The following is a 22,498-nucleotide window of genomic DNA, read 5'->3' as shown; positions in this document are numbered from 1 at the left end:
CATTACCTCGAAATTACGACAACTTCTACCCGATCACCCTGCCGGTCTGGATCACTAAAGACACCTGCCGGTCCGACCACGATAATTTCCTGCTGACTGCGCGAGACGCCGGTTTTGGACAACACTTCGGAGAGAGACTCCGTGGCGCGACGGGCACGTTCCATTGCCTCTCCAAAAGATTCGTCGGCACCCAGCGCAGAATACCCTACCAGCGCAACCAGCGTACCGTCCTCTCGAGCCAGATCATTAACGCGCCGGCGGTCCGCCGACTGCCAGTCAAAACGATATGTCACCCCACCTTGCCAGGGAACGATAATGGGCCCCTCAATCCGATTGTCAGCGCCAAAGCCCGGAATCGCTGCTCCGGATTCGATCCGCAAGTGCTCGACCCAGACATACTCGCGAAGATTTCCCCTGGTAACCGTGTAAACAAGTGTCAGCCAGCGGGAATCATCATCCGCGACAGTGGCAGCAACCAGGTAATCCTGGGTCGCATCCCGACCATAAAGAACCGCCTGATTGAAGATCTGATTTGCCCAAACGTTGCTTCTACCGCATCGGATACTGGAGCAATCGAACAGAATCTGAGCATTTCTCTGGCGTAACAATTCACGATAATGGTCCCGCGCCTCCTCGCGACTCGAGTCCCGGGAAATTCGATACAACCGGCCATTACCGGTTACCGGTAATCGAGCCATGGATTCGGAACGAATTTCATTATTGACCTCGCGCACGGCACTGAACAGCACGAGGTGACCAGAAGACTGGATTGAAACCGTGTCTTCAAGCGTTGATTGTTCAAATGCCTCGGGCATCTGCTCTGAAGCAGCCTGCACCGCAGAAGAAAACACCAACAAACCGATTACCGGTATCAAAAAACGTGTAAACCGTAATTTCACCAAGCGATTACTCATTTTCCAGAAATTGTGTGATGGCGGATTCAACCGGCCTGGTTTCGCCGTCGAGATGGCAATGATGCCCCCCCGGTACCCTGACAATCTGGAGGTTGGCGATGGCTTCGGCTCTTTTATCCAAGTCTTTTCCATACGACAGAAGACCTTGATCGGCTCTGACAAAAAGCACGCGAGTTTCTATCGCCGACAGTGATGCCAGCACCTGCTCTTCGGTCATCATCAGTGGAGACGGGTGCCGCAGCCGGGAATCGGTCTGCCAGACGTAACCATTTCCTTCTGGCTTCATATTACGTGGAATGAGAGTCAGAGCTGCAGCATGGCTGAGCGGGCTCAGTCCGCCCTCACGGGCCCTCGCAGCAGTGGCTATATCCGGGTACAAAACTTGACGCCCGGAGCCAGCGATCCTTTTCTTTATGGCTTTTCTGAGCTGGGGAATGGTCTCATCAACCGGGCGACTGAGCGCTCCGAGACTGTCTATCATTACCAGATTTCGAATCCGTTCAGGAAACGCCGCCGCATAGAGGGCGCCGACGATACCTCCGAGCGAGTGACCAACCAGGTTGATCCTGCCATCTGGGGTTTCCTGAAAATAGCGCTCAACCAGCTCGGCCAGGTCCGCAACATAGTCCATCAACAGATAGCTCTGTCCCTCTGGTCGATGGCCGGAGCGCCCATGGCCTGCAAAATCCAGCGCATGAACGGGCCCAAGCCTTGTCAATGCCGGCGCCAGCTTCACAAACGTCAAACTGTTATCAAGCCAGCCGTGCAACATTATGACTGGAGTGCTGCCTTTCGTTTCGGTAGCCGCTGGCCAGCTGAGGCCCGCCAGAGTGATGTGCCGTAGCTTCCAATAGGACTCGCGAAAAGCTGGCTCTGCTTCACGGACATCACCGTCTTGCATCTGCCTTCCGGGACCTTCCGGGGGAATGGACATATCGTTCATTCAGGCCCCGCCGTCACATGGTGTGAGTTGGGCGATCGGAACTCAGCGAACCTGCCAGGTAGGATTCGATCTTGGTACGGGCAGTCTCGTCCTCACCATTGAACTGGACACCGATCCCCGCTGCCCGGTTCCCCTGGGCCCCCTTGGGGGTTATCCATATCACCTTGCCGGCTACCGGTATTTTTTCCGGCTCATCCATCAGGTTGAGCAACAGAAACACCTCATCACCTAACTGATATTGTTTCTGGGTCGGGATGAACAGACCACCCTGACGGATATAAGGCATATAGGCGGCGTAGAGCACAGCCTTATCCTTGATTGTCAGGGTAAGTATGCCACTGCGCGCACCAAATCCTGGGCCCATAACTGACACCTTCTCTTGGATCGATTTAGACGTTTGCGGGGATGTAAAAATCCCTTTCATTCCGGAATCATAGCAGCTGTTGCGCCCGAAGGCGCAATTCAGTGATAGACAGGTACTCAGGCTGACGGGCGTTTGACCGGCATAAGCTTTTGCCAGGCAATCAAAAGCCGGCTTGCTTCCAGTTCCGGACTGGCATTGTATACGCCGGCCGCCCTTGACTCCTTTACCATATCCAGTAATTCATGGGCACGCCAGGCCGGAGTACCTCTGGACAAAAATCCAAGCATATCCTCGGCATCCGCGTCCTGGGCAGTTCCTCCGGCTATCAGGCGGGCCAGATCTCCTGCCCAGGTTTCAAACAACCACAACGTGTCTTCAAGGCCCATCGACTTGAACGCCTTTGCCGCTTCTCCAACCGGAATTCTGGACTTCATAAATTCCTTGAAACGCTCCAGAGCGGTATCTCGCAGACCTATAAACTCTCCGGTTGCGTAGTCCAGAGCCAGCATTGGCGCGTTCCCTGCCAGCATCAGGGCCTTGGCCAGCACCTCCGGCGACGGCCTGGCATCTTCGGGAAGTTTCCGAACACGGCCCGCAAGCCATGCGTTAGCGTCGCTGTTGGTGGGCACCGGAACCGTTAACGTCTGACACCTGGACCGGATGGTGGGTAAAACCGGTCGCCCGCTCTCCTGCAGCAGGATCAGCGTTACATCAGGCAGCGGTTCTTCGAGAGTCTTGAGTAACGCATTCGCCGCATTGATGTTCATTTGATCGGCGCGATCAATGATGGCCACCTTATGGTGCCCCACCTGGGGAGAGGCCACCGCAAAAGACGATAACGCTCTTACCTGATCAACCTTCACCATACGGGATTTTTCCGGCGCATAAACGCGGATGTCAGGATGGCTTGACGCAGCCAGGAGCTCACACTGCTTACATTGGCCACAGGCAGTCGGCAGACCAGATTCCCCGTTCACAGGCCGATCACACAACAACAACGCGCCCACTGCCTCTGCCCAGACCCGCTTTCCGACACCACGCTCCCCTGCGAGGATCAGGGCATGCGGAAGCCTGTCCTCTTTTACCCGACTCTGGATCGTTTGCCAGGCACGACTGAGCCAGGGCATCTCTAGGGCAATGTCAGTCACTGGCGTTTCCTGTCCGGGTTCTGGATCGTTGCACTTGGCGCTTCATGGTGGCGAGCAAACGACGCATTCGTTTCAGCTGTTCACTCCCTCCCACCTCTTTTCCCGCGCTATAGTAATGGCTGTTGACCATCCGGGCAAAAAGCCGGGCAGAATCGGCGGCCGCCGGTTCCGCCTGGGCCAACCTTGAAGCCAGTACCGAGGGCGTTTCACCGTGACGGACAGGCACCCCGGCACTGGCGCATAACCGGTGCCAGGTTTCCACCACTCGTCGAAAACCATCATACCGCTCGCCACGGCGCATCTGGAATGCGGAAACCAACCCCGCAATCAACAAGCCGATACCTACGATGCCAGCCGTAAGATAGCCCAGCTCGCGCATACCAAACCCGCCGGGAAGCCTCGACATAAGATCCATCTGACTCTGGCCCTGATACCCCACAACCCAGCGTTGCCACTGGTAATTGATACGATCAAATTGAAGGCTTGCCCACTGCACCAGTGCCACGTCAGCATAACGCTGAGGCGAGGCCCAGTCGTTCTCCAGGAACGATCCCTCTTCCGCAACCGCGTCTCTGAGGCCAGACTCAATTCTTTCCGGCGCTATGGCCGCTGTGGGATCAATTCTTATCCACCCCAGTCCATCAATATAAGCTTCGACCCAGGCATGCGCGTCATACTGACGCACAATCAGGTAATCACCCCCAGCTCCCTTTTCGCCGCCTTGATAACCAACCACTACCCGGGCGGGTATGCCGGCTGCGCGTAAAACGAAAGTGGTTGCACCCGCGTAATGCGCGCAAAAACCCCGCTTCTCGTCAAAAAGCAGCGAATCGATGCCGTTATCCGGCATGGCGGGCGGCCTGAGGGTGTAAAAATATTCCTGCTCACGAAAACGCTCGAGCAAAGTCCGGACAATGCTCTCGTCACCCATAGTACGGCGAAGCTCCAGGGCAAGTTGCCTGGCCCTGGGGTTACCGTCTCGGGGCAACTGAAGATAACGCTGCAAATCTGCGGGATGTTGCGGGTCGCTGGCTAAAGCACCGCCCTCCCGTGCCATCCGATAACGCACAGGGCTGTCAGCCGGGCGACGAAACCGAAAAAGATCGGGACTGTCTTCAAACACGTTGTCAGAGACCGCCCGGGAGCCTTCCAGAGCAAAGGCCCAGCGCTGATCGGTGGGCTCCAGGAGGACGTCGTACTGGTCCGGTTCGAGTTGTCCTATGCCGCCATCAACTGCAACCCGCCCCAGAGGGCGAGCCCCCTCCTGTTGGCCCTGACGCCAGGTCTCACCATCCAGATAATCAAGAAACAGCCCTTTCCAGTACCGGTCACGATAGGCCGGCATTTCCCCCCCAAACGTCGCCCGAAATGCCCGTTCACTGCTCTGTGCAAGGTTAGAGATATCGCCCGGCTTCATGGTGTCACTAATACCAGTGCGAGCTTCACCTGTAACCAGGGGCACGCTCCACAAAGGGGACATCCGCGGAAAAAAGACAAACAAAAGAACCACGATTGGAATGGTCTTGAGGAACATCGCCCCTAATCTGCGCCAGATGGGAGTCATTCCGCCCGGTAAATCCGGCGCATTCAGAACCTGCAATCCCACCAGCAGAAACGCGACTCCGGTGAAATTCACTAATGCCCAGAGAATCTCCTGGTGAAACAGGAAGTTCACAGTGGCCAGATACACAAGAATGAAAAACAGAACATAAAAATCGCGCACTGATCGCGTTTCCAGCCATTTCAGACCTACTGCGACTACAAAAAAGGAGGCAGCGGTATCGACGCTAAAGCCTCCTTGGAAAGTCGCCAGGTACACGCCAATCAGTGACACCATCACCCCGGTTTTCAGGATGCGCCCCGGGAGCCTCACCTTCCCGTATTGAGCAAGCCAGCGCCAGGACGCCAGCAAAGCACAGACAGCAATCAACCAAAGGGGAAGGCGATCCCACTGGGGGGTCAGCAACAGGGCGAAACTGCAAATCAGCCATAGCAATGCTCTCGAGGGCAGATTAATTGCTTTGTCGCCTGACTTGTCAGTATTTCTCTGGCGATCCAGTAAACTCAAGTTTGTTCCTCCACGGGACGCTGGAATTTCCTGCCTTTCTGTTTCTTACGGGTTCCATGGGGCTCAGCCGACGTATCCCGTGGCCGCTCTTGCCCCCAGGTCGCCAACACCCTGAGACATCTGGCCATATGGGCGGGACCGGAGTCAGGCTCAATGACCTGTCCTGGCAGGTATAGCCCAAACTGCGCGCCGCTTTCGCCCCGTTCCTTAACCAGAAACGCCAGGTAACTCAGCCGCAATTCATGGTCGGCACCCGGATAAGCATTAAAATCTAGCCAGTATGGGCTGCCCTGCTCGCCCTCCCAGTCAGCCACAACCATTTGTCCCGTTCGCGCGAAGCGCTTCCAAAGCACGCGCTGACTTAGATCGCCCTCTCTCCAGGGGCGAATATCCGCGTGATCATTTCCCTCAACCGAGCTTGCTTCAGCCGCCTCGTCACCATCATCTACCGTGCTGAGTGCCTCCGGTGCCGGTACTGGCCTCGGAAAAGCAACACCGACAGACACTGGCCGGATCCAGGACCAGGCCTTCAGAAGCCCAAAGGGAAACCGGGTTTCAATCCGGACCCGATCCGGACGCAAATAACCACGATATGCAGAATGAACTGGCAGCGTTACATCCAGAGCCTGTCCCGAAACCACATGCACTGGAGCAAGTTCTGAATCTTCACTGGAGAGTAGAATGGCAACGCCCCCTTCCCGGCCCGCCTTAAGACGAAACCGAAAGGGAATATCGTCGCCGGCAAAGCCTTCACCAGACTGAACCAATGCAAGCTCAAGACCAGACAAATTTCGATGGGTCTGGTGCATAGCGCCAACAAACAGCGCCCCCAACAGGAAGGTGCTCAGATAGATAAGACTGTTCTGATAATTGATGCCGGTGAGCAACATGACCACGAGTAAAAGGCCGAAAACGAGCCCTGCGCCGGTAGGCAGAATAAAGATATTTCTCTGACTGAACGCCTGGAGGTCTGAGCGCGGAACCCGTTTGTTGATCCAGCGACGCCATCGGTTAGTGAACGGATTTTTCATAGTGTCACTGAGGTCCTGAAATGCCGAAAAAGTTCATGGTATTCGACCATGATTTTACTGTGATTAGTAACAGTACCGAAAAATCGAAGATTGTGATCACAATCCTGAATTTTCCAGCTTGTATTCCTGTCCTACAAACCGAATACTCATTTTAGGAGCGTACGTTTTTAACAAATGAGGCCGGATTATGAAACGCCAAAACCTGCTTGCCACCGCCATCGGCGGTCTGCTTGTAACTTCACCCGCGTTTGGTGGCGTTCAGACCATGACCTCCGACGAAATGGTAGAAACCTATGTAAAGGATTCCGCTGTCATTGTTGTACCCAAAGAACGCAAGAAATCCGATGCCGACCGGCAACGGATTCTGCGCTCCCTGACCATCTCCCCGGGCGAACCGGTTCTGTCTGAAGCTGAAGAAGAGGCCTACCGAGAAGCATTGCAACGGTACCTTGATGAAGGCAGAAGCGAGGCACTGGAAAATGCGGAAGACGAGTTTCTTCGACGCGCCCTGCTACTTCCCCAGGAAGAGTTGGCCCGCGCACGCCCTCCTGCGGATTTCACTGCAACGATGCCTCCGCTCATCTTCGGACAACAGGCCCAAATTCCCGAAGAGCCTTTCACACAGACCTTTCTGAACGATCAACTCGGGATTGGTTTTGATGGGCAAAACCTCAATTTCAGCATCGGCAACCCACCAGGGATTGATCAGATACAGATCCCACAAGCTATTAACGAAGGACCTATCAATTTGACACCCAGACCCGGCGGAGGGTTTGATCTTTCTATTGCCGTGCCAGATCAGTAATACCCAATCCCATGCCAGTATATGAAAGCGGTGGCCAGGACTGGCTGCCGTTTTTTTTGCGTTGATATTCCGGTCTGAAAACAAAAAACGCCCCGCATAGCGGGGCGTTTCACCAACTGTGGTATCAGGCCAGTTTACTGGTGACCATATACCCGCATAGTGGTGTTAGTAACGGCGAGGTTATCCATACGGAAGGAGCCGATAGACTCTCCACCGATTTCAACTGCACCTACACCGATATCCGCAACGAACTGAGGAATGGTGATTTCCAGAGCATCGCCACCTGTGGCAACAGAGGTTCCCTTACCAACGGTGATCTGTGCCGAGGCGAACAGGCCAGCAGCATCAGTAGGCTGACCGGAAGCCTCAACCTGCTCAAAGAACTGTGCACCGTAAACAGTCAGATCACGTACATTTACGCCGAGGAAATCCACGTCCATATCCATATCAGTCACGTTGAACCCAACATTCATGATCAGGTTATCGGTGGCAGTATCAACGCGGATGTTCAGCAGTCCCAGGTTACCTTCGATACCGATGTTGCTGGCCAGCAGAGTGCTGTCACCGCTACCGTCAGTTGCGTTCAGCGACGCTGAACCAACACCGATAGCGTAGTCAATCGGAGCGCCAGAAATACTGTGAACGTCGATGTAAGCATCGCCATCCGCTTCTACGTCAATGTCTACAACCAGGTCATCCAGGCGACCATCAACACCGGTAACATTGCCGTTTACGTCACGCTCAACTGCGCCACCACCAATGTAGATGTCGGAGACTGAGAGGTAACCTTCGTCGGTGTAGCGGAACTCACCGATGCTAACTTCAGTTTCCAGTTCGATGGTAACACCAGCCTGACCGGTCACGTTGCCCATTGCACTGTCATCCAGTGCCTTCAGGTCAGCATGAGCTGCAAACGGAGTTGCAGCGACGGCAGTTGCAAGTGCGAGTTTCTTCAGGCCTTTCATAACGTTCTCCTTTACGGAACAAATTTGTTGTTATTTCCTTCCATGCAGACTGTTTGGTGTACTTTTGTATCTGCACAGCTACAGAGTACGTCAGAGGTAACAAAATGTTCCGTGACCACCTTCACAGTAACCAATAATGGGATTGTCCGACACAAAATTGATTATTCAGCAGCCTCTTCATCAACTTTGATGTTGAAAATCTGCTTCTTCATATCCACCACAACCTGCTCCCCGAAACGGGTTTCTCCGCTACTGATCGTATATGGCACCAACTGGGCCAGCGTGGGTCCAAAGATGTGCTCCATTTCGACAACAAGAACTTTTTCTGCATTCGCATCCGGGTTCGGGTTGTCCGCCGTGTAAAAAATGGCCGTCGCGCCAATCTTGCCCTTCTTCACAAGGGCGATCAGCGAACGCCGGAGCACCTCCAGAGCGATGTCAGCAGGCATGTCCTCGGCCTGTTTGATCCGAATAACCTTCACTTTGTCTCCGGTATCCGTCACAACCGCAAAGGGCTTTACCGCACCGGACACCACGATTCGATCCGAAAGATTCTGAACACCTTTCTGGTACATTCGTTCAAACTGCTGTTGCACCAGGTCCTTGATTTCTCTCTCACGCGCTCCACCGCTTTGCGCACTGGCAAGCCCCGGGAGCAGCATCAGCAATGAAAACAGCAGCATTATCCGAACAGGCACCGACGTCGTTTTTCTCATGAATTGTCTCCATCTTTCCTCATTCATTCCGCTGCAACGGTCGGGCAGCAGGAAAGGGTTTGTTTTTGTATTAAGGATGAACCATAAACTCGGTTAGAATACCGACCAGCTTTCCCTGAGAGCGCTTAGCTGGAACGGCTTTTCATTAGATCAGTGCCCCCAAGAGGCCGACAACGCCGATTGTGTGTGCTGCTTATCATTTCTCGAATATTCCGGAGGGACCTTGAACCCGGCGACCATGCGTGAACTCGACCATGAGAGCTACCATCTCCTGCTCAGCCATGCCTGCCTGGAGGGAGACTTTGCCTATATCGGCAGTTTCGGGAAGGGCCCTTCCAGAGGAGTCTTTAGCGGTTTCTCTGCCATGGCACTCTCAACTCAAGTGCTTCCTTATTCCGCACGCACAGATTTCTGCTCGGATAACCTGGCTCAGACTATGGAAAGACTCATCGGTCAATATCAGGTTGAACAGGAACCTGACCCGCTATGCTTATCCGGTGGTTGGATCGGTTTCATCAGTTATGAACTCGGGTATGTCAGGGAAAACCGGCTCAGTGAGTTATGCCCTTCGCTCGATTTACCGCTGGTTTCTGCCGGATTCTATCTCTGGACCGCAAGTCATAATCGCAAAACCGGTCAATATTGGCTCTGGATTCATCCAGACTGCCCAGCTGAGACGCAAGCCAGGCTGAACGAGTGGCTGAGTACCGGACAACCTGCTGCGTCCAGCAGATGGTCGACGACCTCTCCATTTCAGCCCACACAAACACCCGAAGCCTTTAAGGCCAGTGTCCAGAGGGTTCGGCAGTACATTGAGGCCGGCGATTGCTATCAGGCGAACCTCTCTCAGGAATTCTCCGCCCGTTTCTGCGGTGACCCATGGCAGGCATTCCAGGCCCTGTCGGATGCAAACCCAACGCCCTACAGCGGTTTTATCCGGACCGGAGATGCATCGATCCTGTCGGTATCCCCCGAGCGTTTTCTTGAGATCCACGACCGCACCATCACAACGAGTCCGATCAAAGGCACACGCCCCAGAGGGGCGACTCCGGAAATCGATGCAGCTTACGCGGCTGAACTGGAAGGCTCAGAAAAAGATCTGGCTGAGAACCTGATGATCGTCGATCTCCTCCGAAACGATCTAAGCCTTAATGCGAAAACAGGCAGCGTGAAAGTCGACAAACTTTTTGCGTTGGAATCCTACAGGAATGTCCATCACCTGGTGAGCCACGTCCGCGCCGAACTGGCCGATGGCATAACCCCCATGAAGGCCCTGTTTGACGCCTTTCCGGGTGGTTCCATCACCGGAGCCCCAAAGATAAGAGCTATGGAAATTATCCGGGAACTGGAACCCCACTGGCGTGGCCCTTATTGCGGCTCGATCTTCTATCGGGGTCTGGATGGCACTCTTGACAGCAACATTGCTATTCGCACCATGCTTTGTGACGGAGAGGGAGTCATTCGATGCTGGGGTGGCGGTGGTATTGTCGCGGACTCGGAGCCGGAAGCGGAGTATCAGGAGACTCTGGCAAAGGTCGGGCCTTTGATGAGCTTTCTGGAAGAACTGACAATTGAATGAGCCCGGGACCAGAAGTAAACACGCTTCTGGCCCCGAACTTCACCATCAGGCGTTATGAACGCTGCTCGCCTTCAAAAACTCCTGTCGGAGATCTTCAAAGTTATGCACCGCCGGGAACTGCGGGAACTCGTCGATCACGTTCTGCGGAGCATGGAACAGAATGCCGGCTTCTGCCTGGCCAAGCATGGTGGTGTCGTTATAGGAATCTCCAGCCGCTATCACACGGTAGTTCAGCAACTGAAACGCCCTAACCGACTGCCGCTTCGGGTCACGCTGGCGCAGCAGGTAATTGGTAATCTGACCGTTGTCGGCCACTTCCAGCTTGTGACAGAGCAAGGCCGGATAACCCAGCTTTGTCATCAAGGGCATGGCGAACTCGTAGAAGGTGTCAGACAGAATCACCACTTGAAAACGTTCACGCAGCCAGTCCAGAAACTCGCGGGCGCCGGGAAGTGGGTCCAGTTCACTGATAACTTCCTGAATTTGAGGAAGACCGTATCCGTGCTGGTCCAACAGCTTCAGACGCTGCTGCATCAATACATCGTAATCCGGAATATCTCGAGTGGTGGCCTTGAGTTCTTCAATGCCGGTCTTTTCGGCGAACGCGATCCAGATTTCCGGGATCAATACTCCTTCAAGGTCAAGGCATGCCAGTTCCACAACGATCTCCTGCTTTAATTGATATAGGGCACCAACGGTTTGTCAGTCTGCCTCTGTTGGCAGCGTATGATAAGAAAAACCGGGCGCGATTGCATCGTAGAAGTGCAAACCCATGCTCTATAACGCGGAATAACCATATAGATGGTCATTCCTTTTGGGTATGAGGTCTTTAATGATAGCCTTTTCTCCCAGTTAGAACCGTATGCACATTCAGAAAAGGCAATCCTGGGCCATGACCAATATTCAAACCCTGCAGGCAGAGCTCGAAGGCCAGAGCCCACGCTCGATTCTCAAAGCTGCCCTGAAGAAATACAACAACATCGCCATTTCCTTCAGTGGTGCCGAAGATGTGGTGCTAATTGAAATGGCGCACAAACTGACGGATAACCTGAAGGTTTTCACACTCGATACAGGCCGCCTGCATCCGGAAACCTACGAGTTTGTAGAAAGGGTGCGCAAGCACTACGGCATTGAGATCGAGGTTCTGTTTCCCGACGCCGGAGAAGTTCAGAGTCTGGTGAACCGAAAAGGTCTGTTCAGCTTCTACGAGGACGGACACAGTGAATGTTGCGGCATTCGTAAGGTCAAGCCTCTGCGACGCAAGCTGGAGACAGTTGACGCCTGGATTACCGGACAACGGAAGGATCAGAGCCCCGGCACCCGAAATGACGTGCCTGTTGCGCAGGAAGACAGTGCCTTCTCAACCGATGAAAAAACACTGGTCAAGTTCAATCCACTGGCCAACTGGACGTCAAAGGAAGTGTGGGATTATATCCGCATGTCTGAGGCACCGTATAACGAGCTTCATGAAAAAGGCTTCGTAAGCATCGGTTGCCAACCCTGCACCCGCCCTGTTCTGCCCGGGCAGCACGAGCGAGAGGGCCGATGGTGGTGGGAAGAGGCTACCCAGAAAGAATGCGGCCTTCACGCAGGCAACCTGATCGCCCGGGAATAACCGGGCGCATGGTTTGGCTATCCGCTCGCGCTCTAATACGTGGGTAGTTCGATATCTTTGAACAACGCTTCTATTTCGGACCGACTGCCCTGGTGCGAGACAGCCTCGTCCACCTTTTCTTTGCTGAGATGAGGGGCGAAGCGATGAATAAAGTCATACATATAGCCCCGCAGGAAAGTCCCCTTACGGAAACCAAGTCGAGTGACACTGGGGCGGAACAGTTTGCGAGCATCGAGTGCCACCAGATCCGTATCGGTTTTCGGATCAAACGCCATGCTGGCGACAATTCCGACGCCAAGACCCAGCCTTACGTATGTTTTGATGACGTCCGCATCGGCTGCAGTGAATACCACTTTGGGTGTGAGCCCTTGCGACTGGAACGCCTCATCAAGTTTCGAGCGACCGGTAAAACCAAAGACGTAAGTGACCAGTGGATGTTCTGCCAGCTCCGGTAACGTCAGCTCAGGCAGCTTTGCCAGAGGGTGATCCTTCGGCACGATTACGGTGCGGTTCCACTTATAGCAGGGCATCATGATCAGATCACTGAACAGCTCCATCCCCTCAGTTGCAATGGCAAAATCTACCGCGCCATTGGCCGCCATCTCGGAGATTTGCATAGGGGTGCCCTGATGCATGTGCAGGGATACATCAGGATATTCCTCGATAAACCCGCTGATAATCGGTGGAAGCGCATAGCGGGCCTGGGTGTGGGTGGTGGCTATACTCAGATCACCCTTGCGCTGATTGCTGAATTCCTGGGCAATCTTTTTAATGCCCTCCACCCGGCGCAGAATCTCTCCCGCCTCTCGAATAATAATTTCACCACCCGGCGTAATGCGGGTGAGATGCTTGCCACTACGGGCAAAGACTTCCAGCCCCAGCTCGTCTTCCAGCAGACGGATCTGTTTGGAGATCCCTGGCTGCGAGGTAAACAGGCTTTGAGCCGTTGCGGACACATTCAGATCGTGATGCGCAACTTCCCAGATATAGCGCAACTGTTGTAGTTTCATGGAATCTGCTGCTCCCTGGAGATCGAAACACCCTGTAGAAGAATACGCATAAAAATACAGGTTTTCATTCTTTTTTAATATAGCGATCTTCTCTCACACAGTTTAGACCAAAATTGCATTTACGCAGCCTCCGATAAAACCCATTGTTGGTTTAAAGTGGCAAGCCAGCTCTTGACTTGGCAGTTACAGAGGACACAATCCCTATTCGATAATATCCAGCGTTCAGGGGCTCCATGCTGCTCACCACCAAGTTTCTCAGACCAACTTCAGATTCACGCACCGTCAAGCGTGAGCGGTTGAGCAGCTTACTTGAACCTTCGGGACAAAGACGGCTGAATCTGGTGATTGCACCGGCCGGGTTTGGCAAAACCACGCTGGTGGCCCAGTGGTGCTCTCAGGTTTCAACACCTTCAGCCTGGCTTTCTCTGGACGAGCACGATGATGAGCCCAGGCGATTCTGGCAATACGTTATAGGCGCCTTCGAACAGGCAGGCCTGGCCGGAGCGGCCGACTTGCGCAAACAACTTGCGCATCAATCCGATGACACTTTCATTGAAACCATCACCGGCCTGATCAATACCCTGGCAAACGACGGGAGTCCCTGGTCACTGGTGCTTGATGATTTTCACTTTATCGGAAACCCGGACATTCACCGGCAGTTCGCTTATTTTATTGACTATTTGTCGCCGGAAATCCTGATCACCATGGTATCCCGGACCGAACCGCCCTTACCCCTGGCCCGCTGGCGCGTCCGCCGCTGGATTCAGGATATCCACCCTGGTCTCCTGGCATTTTCAGAAAACGAATGCCGTCAGTTCTTTCGCAACACCATGGGCCTCGAAATTACCGATGAGGATATCCTCGCCATTTGCCGAAGAACCGAGGGTTGGGTCGCTGCCATGCAACTCTCGGCTCTGTCTGGGAAGAACGCGGCCAACAGTGGGACAGAGTTAAACCTGGGTGAGCGTCATATCAGTGATTACGTCCTTAGCGAAGTGCTCGATCAACAACCACCCGATATTGGCAACTTCCTGCTGGAAACCGCTTGTTGTCCGCGCCTCTGCGCTTCCCTATGCGATTCCATCCGTGGGTCTGGCAACAGTCAGGAAATGCTCGAGACCCTCCTCAGTCAAAATCTGTTCCTGATTCCCCTGGATAACCGGAACGAATGGTTTCGCTACCACGATCTGTTTCGGGATGCCCTGCTGCTTCGGATCAACCACTCTGAATCTGAGAAGGCAACACGGCTCTGGCAGCTTACAGTCGATTGGTTACTGGCCCACGGGCATGTCCAGGAGGCCATTGCCCAGATTGTGCGACACGAAGACTGGCCATGGCTCGCACGCGTCTTGGCGGAATACGGCAACAACCTGATTCATAGTGGCTACCACCTGCCAGTACTCAACTGGCTTGATGCCCTTCCTAAGGCTCTGCTGGCCGATAAGCCACAACTCCAGATGCTCCGGATCTGGGGCCTGTTCTTCGCAAACCGGGTAGATACACTGGAACCGCTGCTGTCGGCGCTTGAGGACCTTCTGGATCGACAGGTCGCCGATTCCCATCCGGACGCCGAAGGTGCACTCGGTCTGCAAAGTGAGATTTCTCTGATGCGCTCCTACCTGGCCCGGACGAAGCGGGATGACAAGAGCGCCTCCGATCTGACTCGACAGGTGCTCAGAGAAATAGACCACACCCGGATTCCGCTGAAATCGGTGACGTATTACGGATTGGGTCTGGACTATTATGGCAAGGGCGAGCTTACCGAAGCCGAAGACGCTCTCCAGTCGGCAGTTCGATACGGACAGCTTGAACATAAACCCAGCACCGTCCTTTCCAGTGGCGGTCTGCTGGCGTGGATTCAATACAATCGAGGCGATATAGATCTGGCACTGGAAACCTGCGCCGACATCCGGCAGTGGGTAGACCGGCACTATTCGGATCCCGGTCAGCCACGGCTGATATCCTGCTGGCAGAACAGCACACTCAGTGAAATCCATCGGGAGCGGAACCATCCCCAACTGGCGGCAACGTACCTGCAACCGCTGCTGGAACATGTGCAGCGGGGCACAGAACCCGGTCAACACGTGATCATTCAATACGTGCGCGGTCACCTTGCCTTCAGCGAGGGTAAGTTCCAGGACGCCATCGAAGCCCTGGAGGATGCCGCTCTGACAGCCCGCAAACGGCGAGAACAGATTGTTTTCGAGCCACCCGCCAGCACCGCTCTGCTGGCTCGCTGCTACCTTGCCGCGGGCCAGCCACAAAAAGCCCGTGCCAGCCTGGATTTTCACATTGATGCCGAGTTTACCAACCCTCTTCACCGTGAACAGAATCAGATCAGCAAGGCCCGTGTTCTGGTGGCACTGGAGCAACCGGAGCGGGCCCAGGAGATACTCGCTGCACTATTGAATCCAGCTGAACGAAATGCCCACAACCGCCATCTGGTGGAAATATTGTTGGTATATGGTGAGTCCCTTGCTCAACAGGCTCGAAAAGACGAATCGGCACAGATACTGACACGCGCCTTAACTCTGGCCTCCGAGGCCGGATTCATGCGCCTGCTGGCAGAAGAAAGCCCGTATCTGCGCGCGCTGCTTCTGGATCTGCCTGCGCTGAACTCGCCCGGCAGCTGGAATGTCAGTGTCAGACAAATGCTGCTTGACCAAGACAAATCCGGCCAGCCGAGACCTGTATCCGGCAAGAGCCCTGGTTCCAGGGCGGCTGATCGCTCCGAACACAGGGCAGGCGCACTGCCAGAACCGCTAAGTCAGCGTGAGCTGGAAGTGCTTGAATTAATTCATGAGGGGCACGCGAACAAGGAAATAGCCTCCAGAATGCAGGTCGCACCGGCGACTGTGAAGGCCCATATCCGCAACCTGTACAGCAAGCTGGGGGTCGGACGAAGAACCGAAGCGCTGGCCCGAGCCCGGGAACTGGAATTGCTGAACACCTGACACAGACACCCCTTAAATGTGATGCCGATCACACTTCCTGCCAACAATCTAAGCCCGCTACGCCCTTTGGACGATCCGGCTACGCCCTGTAATCCCCTATTATTGTTTCATCGATGGGGGAAACCTCATCAGGAATTCTGAAACTTCAGGCCTTCAGATTTCTTGTTCCGCGTTGTTTCGACGCCCGGGTTCGAACGAACCCCTTTGATCAGAGCCACCCCTTTTGGGCTGGCTCTTTTTTTATGGAGGTACGAAGCCTTAAAAGAACTCAGCGTTCGATAATTCTGCGAAACGGCGGCAAGGCATCCAGCAAGAGCTGACCGTATCGTCGAGCAATGATCCGGCGATCCAGAATGGTTACCCTACCCGTATCCTGTTCGGTCCTGAGAAGCCGACCTACCGCCTGAACCAGCTTGATTGAAGCATCAGGGACAGTGATTTCCATAAAAGGATTGCCGCCTCTCTGGGTAACCCACTCGGCCAGACTCGCCTCAATGGGATCGTCGGGGACGGAAAACGGAAGCCGCGTAATCACCACATGGTGCAGGTATTTCCCGGGAAGATCGATACCCTCAGCGAAACTGGCAACCCCGAACAACACACTCGGACGACCCTCGTCGACCCGGCTACAATGCTGTCTGAGAACCTCGCCTTTAGCCATATCATCCTGGGTAATTATCAGATCAGGATAATCCGGGGCTAGTCCGTCGCGCACCTGCTGCATCTGCCGCCTGGATGTAAACAATACCAGGGTTGCTTTCTCACCCGCCCACAGGCCCGGCAGTCGTGCAACAAGCTCATCAGCAAAGCCATCATCAGTAGGCATGGACGACATTGCAGGCACCTCTACGGTCGCCATCTCGCCATAACGGAATGAGCTGGGGACAACGAGGAATCTGCTTCCCTGCGGTAATCCCGCCCGGGCATTCAGTCGATCGAACCGGCCAAGCGCAGTCAGCGTGGCACTGGTTAGCACGGCCCCATAGGCTCTGGACCAGAGTCTCGAATACAGCAGGTTGTCTGCCAGAACCGGGGAACTGTATAGCGTAATGTCCTCCGCGTGATCCCAGCGCTGGCGCACCGCCCAGCGAGCCGGTGGCGGACTTTTCAGGGCCGGTCGACTGGCTCCGGTCTCCTTTCCTGTTTCCGGGTCGGAATTTGCTTCACTGTCAGGTTTTGCGGTTCCTTGCTCGCACCACGCCGTCCAGAGCCGTAGCTGATCCTCCGCCCGAGAGTGGAAAGCCCCAATCACCGGATACCAGGCTTCCGCGGTTTCCCTGTCAATCTCATGTTCCTTACGCTCATCAAAGGCACCCTGGAGTTCGTCGGCCAGGACACCCAGTTGGCGCACCATATTGGCCGTCGCAATGCGGCTCTCCGCTGCCAGTTCCGCCACGGCTTCCGGCAGCTCTCCTTCCGGATAACGCCATTGGGCCGACCGACGCTCTTCATTAAATTCCCACCCGGTATTCTGCTCGGCTTCCTCATAGACGCGATTCAATACCAGATCGACCTCCCTGGACGCCGAACTGATCCGATCAAGCGATTTGGCGGCCTGCGTGCCAGCGGCAAGGTAAGGCTGCATTTTCACCAGCGCCTGGGCGAGTTGTTTCAACCACTGGCGGGTGGCATTAAGAGGGAGTGACGCGGCAAAATGGTTCAATGCCTTGTCCGGGAGGTGATGAGCTTCATCAAAAATGTAAAGCGCATTTTCCGGCTCTGGAAGGATCGCCCCTCCACCCAGTGCCAGGTCTGCCAATACCAGATCATGGTTGGCCACCACAATATCCGCATCGTCGAGATCTTTACGGGCATCGAAGAACGCGCAACTGTCAAAGTAACTGCAGTGACGGTTGGTACACTGGCGATGATCCGTGGTCACCTGTCGCCAAACATCGTCAGGGATCTGCTCCGGCCAGTGATCCCTGTCACCATCCCATTCGCGGGAGCCGTAACTGGCCAGCATTTCCTCGAAAAACGCGCGGGTGCCCGGCTCTTCATTCCCTGGCCCATCCAGCAGGAACAATGGCATGGTATCGCTGTCGGTGTTCCCTTCGTCATGCAACCTGGCCTCCAGCCGGGACATACAAAGGTAACGACCCCGGCCTTTGGCCAGGGTCCAGTCGAAATCCATCTTGCTGTGCTTTTTAAGATCGGGGAGATCCTTGAGCACAATCTGGTCCTGGAGAGCCACCGTAGCGGTAGAAATAACAAGCGTTTTACCCAGAGCCCTTGCGACCGGAATGGCAGCGATCAAGTAGGCGAGGGTTTTTCCTGTCCCGGTTCCGGCTTCCACCACACAGGCTGAGGCCGGGGAGGTTCTCTGACCATCATTTTCAGTAATATCGCCCATGTACCTGGCAATTTCGGCAATCATCAGACGCTGGCCATAGCGCGCACGAATATCCTTGCCCGCCAATACATCCCGATAACCTTGCTGGATTGACTGCTTGATGTCGTCGGTCAGCGCCATCAGCGGGGGCTCACCCAATCCCGGACAACACCAACGCGGAAGCGTCTGCCGTCTCGGCTCAGCACCACGCCTTCTTCGGTGATTTCATCCACCCGAAGACCCTCAAAGGAATCGCCCACTTTCAGGTAGGTATCGTTGATCATCACCCGGCTGGATGCGGGAGATGAAGAGTAGATATGGCTGTTAAAAGTCAAATCGGGGACGCTCTTCTGGAATGAAAGTGGCAACTCTACCAGATGAGGCACTCGCCCCGCCTGTGCCTCTTCCACAATCGGGACTGTGGTTTCGGGCATTACGGATGAAGGCACGATAACCGTTGCTCGTTCCCGGCTCTCCGACGCGGAGAGATCCGGTACCACTGGCTTGGTTGCAGGCTCGGACGTGGCAGGCTCAGGGATCTCCTCCGTCCCGGCAGCGGAGCTGTCTGAACGCGGCTCAGGCCCGGGTGCACGTTCAACTGGTGCAGACTCCGGAACATTCACCGTCTCCTCAGAGCTGGCCTGGGCGACCGCTGGCTCATCGGAAACCCAGGGCAAAGGCGCCCCCGACCAGACGAAGAGAACCAGAACGGCGGCGTTGAGGAAGAGGGCCAGAGCCACCCAAATAGCGGGTGACAGGCCCTTTTTCTTTGGACGATGGATCAGCTGTACCTGCTGACCAAGATCCGGAACGCGGCCTTGCCGGCGCTCGGTTTCCGATTTTTGCAACGCGTCAAGAATGTATGACATGACTACTCTCGACCTTTCGTTTGCAGGGGCTCGAGGCGGGGAATGGAGGCTTCCAGATCATTATTGATCTGGATGATCGTCATTGCTCCAGCAATCCCATCCACGGTGAGTCCTCGCAAAGTTTGATACCAGCGAACCTGCGCCTCGGTGTCCATCCGTTTTACCTGGTCACTTTCGGCCGTGGAATCGCTGTACCGATCCGCAAGGTCCATCATTCTCGCACCAAGCCAAAGTTGCTCACCAGCGCCATTGCTATAAAAACCGTTACCTGTGAGATATTCCGGTAGGCGCCAAAGCACGCGGTACTCCCCGAACCAATACCGTTCGATACTGGCAAAGGAAACGGTTTGACTGCCAGACGGCAAGGCAATCTCCGCTGTATCTCCATCGAGATGACGAAGGACAACAAACCCCTCGTTTCCGGCTTCATCCTGAAGCTGAAGCATCGCCGGACGATCAAGAAATTCCAAACTTCGCTGACTTCCCTGCCGCTCCAGACATGCCAGGCCGTTCGCCCTGGCCCAGTCGCAGGCAACGGGCGCCTCTGCTGGTTGATAATCCACCCCCCAGATCAGGAAAAGTGCCTGAAACGCCGAAACCGAATCCAGCAATTGATCGGGTACGATCAGTTCGTTTACTACGGAAGGTTCTTCTTCAGGTATGGTTTCCGGATCCTCTACTTGCTCCGAATCCTGCCCTGCCAACCGCTGAACAGGCCCCTGGAGAGAGTCGGACAGTAACAGATCACCATCAGTGGACCAGCGGTCGAACAACCAGGAGGTGCCGATCACAGCGAGCAGAACTGAAGCCGCAACGACCAGATACTGGGATCTGTCTGCGGAGCGACGTGAAGACGAAGTCCCTGGAGACTGTCCACGAACCTCCTTTGCCGCCTGCCTGATATGATTCGCTGTTATCTCGTGTTCGCCTACGGCATACGCGCCCAGGAGTGCCCGGTCACTGATCAGGTTGATCAAACGGGGAATGCCCTGGCTTTCCCGATAGAGGCGACTGACTGCACGTTGCGAAAAAATGTCTCCGCGCATTCCGGCAACGCTGAGGCGATATCGAAGATAAGCCGCAAGCTCATCGCGCCCAATGGCATCCAGATGGTAGCGTGCAGTAACCCGCTGATTCAGTTGACGCAGCTCTGGAAGAGCCAGCATTTCCTGTAATTCAGGTTGGCCGAGCAGGACAATCTGCAACAGCTTCTTCTCTGCCGTTTCCAGATTTGTCAAAAGCCGGAGCTGTTCCAGCACGTCGGCAGACAGATTCTGGGCTTCATCGATCATCAGGACCTTGTGGCGTCCCGCCGCATGCGCTGCGAGCAGATCCTGGTTGATCAGATGCACGAGTTCCTTGATCGTTGCACTGATGTCGTGAGGAATTTCCAGTTCGTCACAGATCGAAGACAGCAACTCCCGAGCGGAGAGTCTCGGGTTCAGGATCAAAGCAATATCGACGTTGTCCGGCACGTTTTCAATAAAACAACGGGAGACGGTGGTTTTTCCTGTTCCCACCTCACCCGTAATCACAATGAAGCCGCCCTGCCCCTGAACCCCATACATCAGGTGCGCCAGTGCCTCCTTGTGGCGGTCACTGAGGTACAGGTAACGAGGGTCCGGCGCAATGGAAAACGGCGGTTCGCGAAAGCCGAAAAAATCATAATACATATCAGGACGTACCGGAATCCGCGTTGCTGATCAGTCTGAGTTCGGCGGTGCGCCGGTTCTGTAGCTTGAGCCGTTGAACACATCGCTCAAGAGTCTTCGAGATGCGGGCGTGGGAGCGGATCATGGAGATTTTCGGCCAGGTAGCACGCTCACCCGCCAGAATCATCTGCCTCACATAGGCCGGATCAGGATTGGACAGCATCCTGGAGTAGTCCTTGAACGAATAAGAAGGAGCAATGGTAACGTCTCCCGAATAGCGCTGGGCCATTATGGTGTATAACTGACCCGACATTTGCCGGAGAAGTTCCGGCCTGACACGCTTGCGCAGATAATCAAACACACCCTGGCCATGGAACTGCACTTCAGATTTGAGCAGGTGCAGAGGTATATTGCCAAGAGACAGTTTTTCATCACGCCCACGCTGGTTCAGGAATGGCACTACATGGGGATTGGTCTGGCTCACGATGGTGTAATTCACATCGTAAAGATGCATCAACCGCTCGATGGGGAGATCGCTGACAACCGAGCCATCCACAAATTTCAGGCGTGGCATATAGGGTAGCGTGTTGCCCTGAATGTCCTTTTTCATCAAGGTGACAGGCGGGAAAATACCGGGTACGGCAGCGCTTGCCAGCACAGCACTCCAGACCATCAGGTAGGGCGAGGTGTACCCGCACAACAATCGCGCCTTCTGGTGCGCCTGTACTGGCGACACGCTCACATTGATCGAGCGTCCGGTTCGCTGATAGGCCTCTTCAAAGGTGTACTCACCGACATTCCCACGCAGACAGTTGCGCAGCTCTTCCTGATCCATGAGTCCATCTCCGCGCACCGCGCTCAGCAGACCCCGCCATTTCCACGCTTTCAGGTTGTGGTTTTCCGGAACCAGCATCTGAGGTATTTCCGCGTCCGTATGTACTCCGAGAATACCCGCGATAATCGCACCGATACTGGAGCCGGCAATAACCTGGGGCAAAAGTCCCTTTTCCCACAAGGCCTTGATAACACCAAAGTGAAAAACACCGAGAGTAGCGCCACCGCTCAGCAAAAGCGCGGGACGGCCATAGCTGGTCAGAGTGTCCCGGAAGAACTGAAGTTTTTCTGAAACCGGAAAGCCGGGTACCGACTGATCACAAAGGTAGTCCAGCGATTCACATACCTGAGCAATGTATTCCTCGATCAGGTGCTTGGTACCCACCCGCGACCGTGTATAAAGCGCGGGATTACCCATATTACCGAGATCGTGGTGCAATCCTTCCCGCAGAGCCCGCTTGAGACGTTCCACGTCGTTTTGCTGGCGATACTGCTTCAGATTACTCAACCGATCGTAGATGACTTCGTAATGGTAGAGATCAGAGGCAAAATCCTCCTTCCACTCGACGCTGCCTTCGAGGTAATCCAGCTCCAGGGCCGCCGCCTTCCAAACTTCGTAGTTCGGCGCCTCCGCCAGCATTTTCCTGAATTTGACTATTCTTGGATCCTTGAGCACCGCTGACCTCCTTTCAATCCGGG

At 54.8% G+C, this 22,498-nt stretch carries 18 protein-coding genes; 4 read left to right on the top strand and 14 right to left on the bottom strand.

The window, feature by feature from the left end; all coding sequences use genetic code 11:
* Positions 1-2 precede the first annotated feature (2 nt).
* The 6 genes from KO499_RS17820 to KO499_RS17795 all read right to left on the bottom strand — a co-directional run bounded on the left by KO499_RS17820 (position 3) and on the right by KO499_RS17795 (position 6,468).
* Complete coding sequence (locus tag KO499_RS17820) at positions 3-914, bottom strand: DUF4892 domain-containing protein (protein WP_215985091.1); 912 nt, start codon at positions 912-914, stop codon at positions 3-5.
* Positions 907-1,857, bottom strand: coding sequence for an alpha/beta fold hydrolase (locus KO499_RS17815; protein ID WP_215985090.1), 951 nt, complete (start codon positions 1,855-1,857; stop codon positions 907-909). Before KO499_RS17815 ends, KO499_RS17820 begins: the two co-directional genes overlap by 8 nt.
* A 13-nt stretch (positions 1,858-1,870) precedes the next feature.
* Positions 1,871-2,221, bottom strand: coding sequence for a PilZ domain-containing protein (locus KO499_RS17810; protein WP_215985089.1), 351 nt, complete (start codon positions 2,219-2,221; stop codon positions 1,871-1,873).
* 116 nt (positions 2,222-2,337) lie between these two features.
* A complete protein-coding gene (gene holB / locus KO499_RS17805) occupies positions 2,338-3,369 on the bottom strand; it encodes a DNA polymerase III subunit delta' (RefSeq protein ID WP_215985088.1) in 1,032 nt (343 codons plus the stop codon).
* Positions 3,362-5,437, bottom strand: a complete 2,076-nt coding sequence (locus KO499_RS17800; RefSeq protein ID WP_416240396.1) for a transglutaminase TgpA family protein — start codon at positions 5,435-5,437, stop codon at positions 3,362-3,364. Before KO499_RS17800 ends, holB begins: the two co-directional genes overlap by 8 nt.
* Positions 5,434-6,468: a DUF58 domain-containing protein gene (locus KO499_RS17795; protein WP_215985087.1), complete on the bottom strand. Its 1,035-nt coding sequence runs from the start codon at positions 6,466-6,468 to the stop codon at positions 5,434-5,436. Before KO499_RS17795 ends, KO499_RS17800 begins: the two co-directional genes overlap by 4 nt.
* 187 nt (positions 6,469-6,655) lie before the next feature.
* Between KO499_RS17795 and KO499_RS17790 the strand changes: the two genes are divergently transcribed.
* Positions 6,656-7,273 carry a hypothetical protein gene (locus KO499_RS17790; protein ID WP_215985086.1) on the top strand — a complete coding sequence of 206 codons (618 nt, stop codon included), beginning with the start codon at positions 6,656-6,658 and terminating at the stop codon, positions 7,271-7,273.
* A 134-nt stretch (positions 7,274-7,407) separates the two neighbouring features.
* On the opposite strand, the gene KO499_RS17785 is transcribed toward KO499_RS17790, so the two are convergent.
* On the bottom strand, positions 7,408-8,238 hold the full coding sequence (locus KO499_RS17785) for a DUF6160 family protein (protein WP_215985085.1): 831 nt from the start codon (positions 8,236-8,238) through the stop codon (positions 7,408-7,410).
* Positions 8,239-8,399: 161 nt separating this feature from the next.
* Positions 8,400-8,954 (bottom strand): hypothetical protein, encoded by a 555-nt coding sequence (locus KO499_RS17780; RefSeq protein ID WP_228340038.1) that lies wholly within the window; start codon positions 8,952-8,954, stop codon positions 8,400-8,402.
* A 238-nt stretch (positions 8,955-9,192) separates the two neighbouring features.
* Between KO499_RS17780 and pabB the strand changes: the two genes are divergently transcribed.
* A complete protein-coding gene (pabB, locus tag KO499_RS17775) occupies positions 9,193-10,533 on the top strand; it encodes an aminodeoxychorismate synthase component I (RefSeq protein ID WP_215985451.1) in 1,341 nt (446 codons plus the stop codon).
* Between the two features lie 45 nt (positions 10,534-10,578).
* Here pabB and thrH read toward each other — a convergent pair whose 3' ends face one another.
* Positions 10,579-11,193: a bifunctional phosphoserine phosphatase/homoserine phosphotransferase ThrH gene (gene thrH, locus KO499_RS17770; RefSeq protein ID WP_215985084.1), complete on the bottom strand. Its 615-nt coding sequence runs from the start codon at positions 11,191-11,193 to the stop codon at positions 10,579-10,581.
* 202 nt (positions 11,194-11,395) lie between these two features.
* On the opposite strand from thrH, the gene KO499_RS17765 reads away from it, so the two are divergent.
* Positions 11,396-12,148 (top strand): phosphoadenylyl-sulfate reductase, encoded by a 753-nt coding sequence (locus KO499_RS17765; protein WP_215985083.1) that lies wholly within the window; start codon positions 11,396-11,398, stop codon positions 12,146-12,148.
* A gap of 32 nt (positions 12,149-12,180) precedes the next feature.
* Here the strand turns inward: KO499_RS17765 and cysB are convergent, their stop codons facing one another.
* On the bottom strand, positions 12,181-13,158 hold the full coding sequence (gene cysB / locus KO499_RS17760) for an HTH-type transcriptional regulator CysB (RefSeq protein WP_215985082.1): 978 nt from the start codon (positions 13,156-13,158) through the stop codon (positions 12,181-12,183).
* A gap of 233 nt (positions 13,159-13,391) precedes the next feature.
* On the opposite strand from cysB, the gene KO499_RS17755 reads away from it, so the two are divergent.
* Positions 13,392-16,112 (top strand): LuxR C-terminal-related transcriptional regulator, encoded by a 2,721-nt coding sequence (locus KO499_RS17755; protein WP_215985081.1) that lies wholly within the window; start codon positions 13,392-13,394, stop codon positions 16,110-16,112.
* Between the two features lie 268 nt (positions 16,113-16,380).
* On the opposite strand, the gene dinG is transcribed toward KO499_RS17755, so the two are convergent.
* From dinG to KO499_RS17735, 4 genes are read right to left on the bottom strand one after another with little or no spacing between them, the layout of a single operon-like run.
* A complete protein-coding gene (gene dinG, locus KO499_RS17750; RefSeq protein WP_215985080.1) occupies positions 16,381-18,585 on the bottom strand; it encodes an ATP-dependent DNA helicase DinG in 2,205 nt (734 codons plus the stop codon).
* Entirely contained in the window at positions 18,585-19,313 is a 729-nt protein-coding gene (locus tag KO499_RS17745) for a general secretion pathway protein GspB (RefSeq protein WP_215985079.1), read from the bottom strand. Before KO499_RS17745 ends, dinG begins: the two co-directional genes overlap by 1 nt.
* Before the next feature lie 2 nt (positions 19,314-19,315).
* On the bottom strand, positions 19,316-20,986 hold the full coding sequence (locus KO499_RS17740) for an AAA family ATPase (protein WP_215985078.1): 1,671 nt from the start codon (positions 20,984-20,986) through the stop codon (positions 19,316-19,318).
* A 1-nt stretch (position 20,987) separates the two neighbouring features.
* Entirely contained in the window at positions 20,988-22,475 is a 1,488-nt protein-coding gene (locus tag KO499_RS17735) for a DUF3336 domain-containing protein (protein WP_215985077.1), read from the bottom strand.
* Between the last annotated feature and the right edge of the window lie 23 nt (positions 22,476-22,498).

Origin of the sequence: Marinobacter sp. F3R08 (genome assembly GCF_018860425.1) — a bacterium.
Classification (GTDB): Bacteria; Pseudomonadota; Gammaproteobacteria; order Pseudomonadales; family Oleiphilaceae; genus Marinobacter.
Note: the sequence above shows the minus strand (reverse complement) of the source record. Positions and strands in the feature narration are given on the sequence as shown.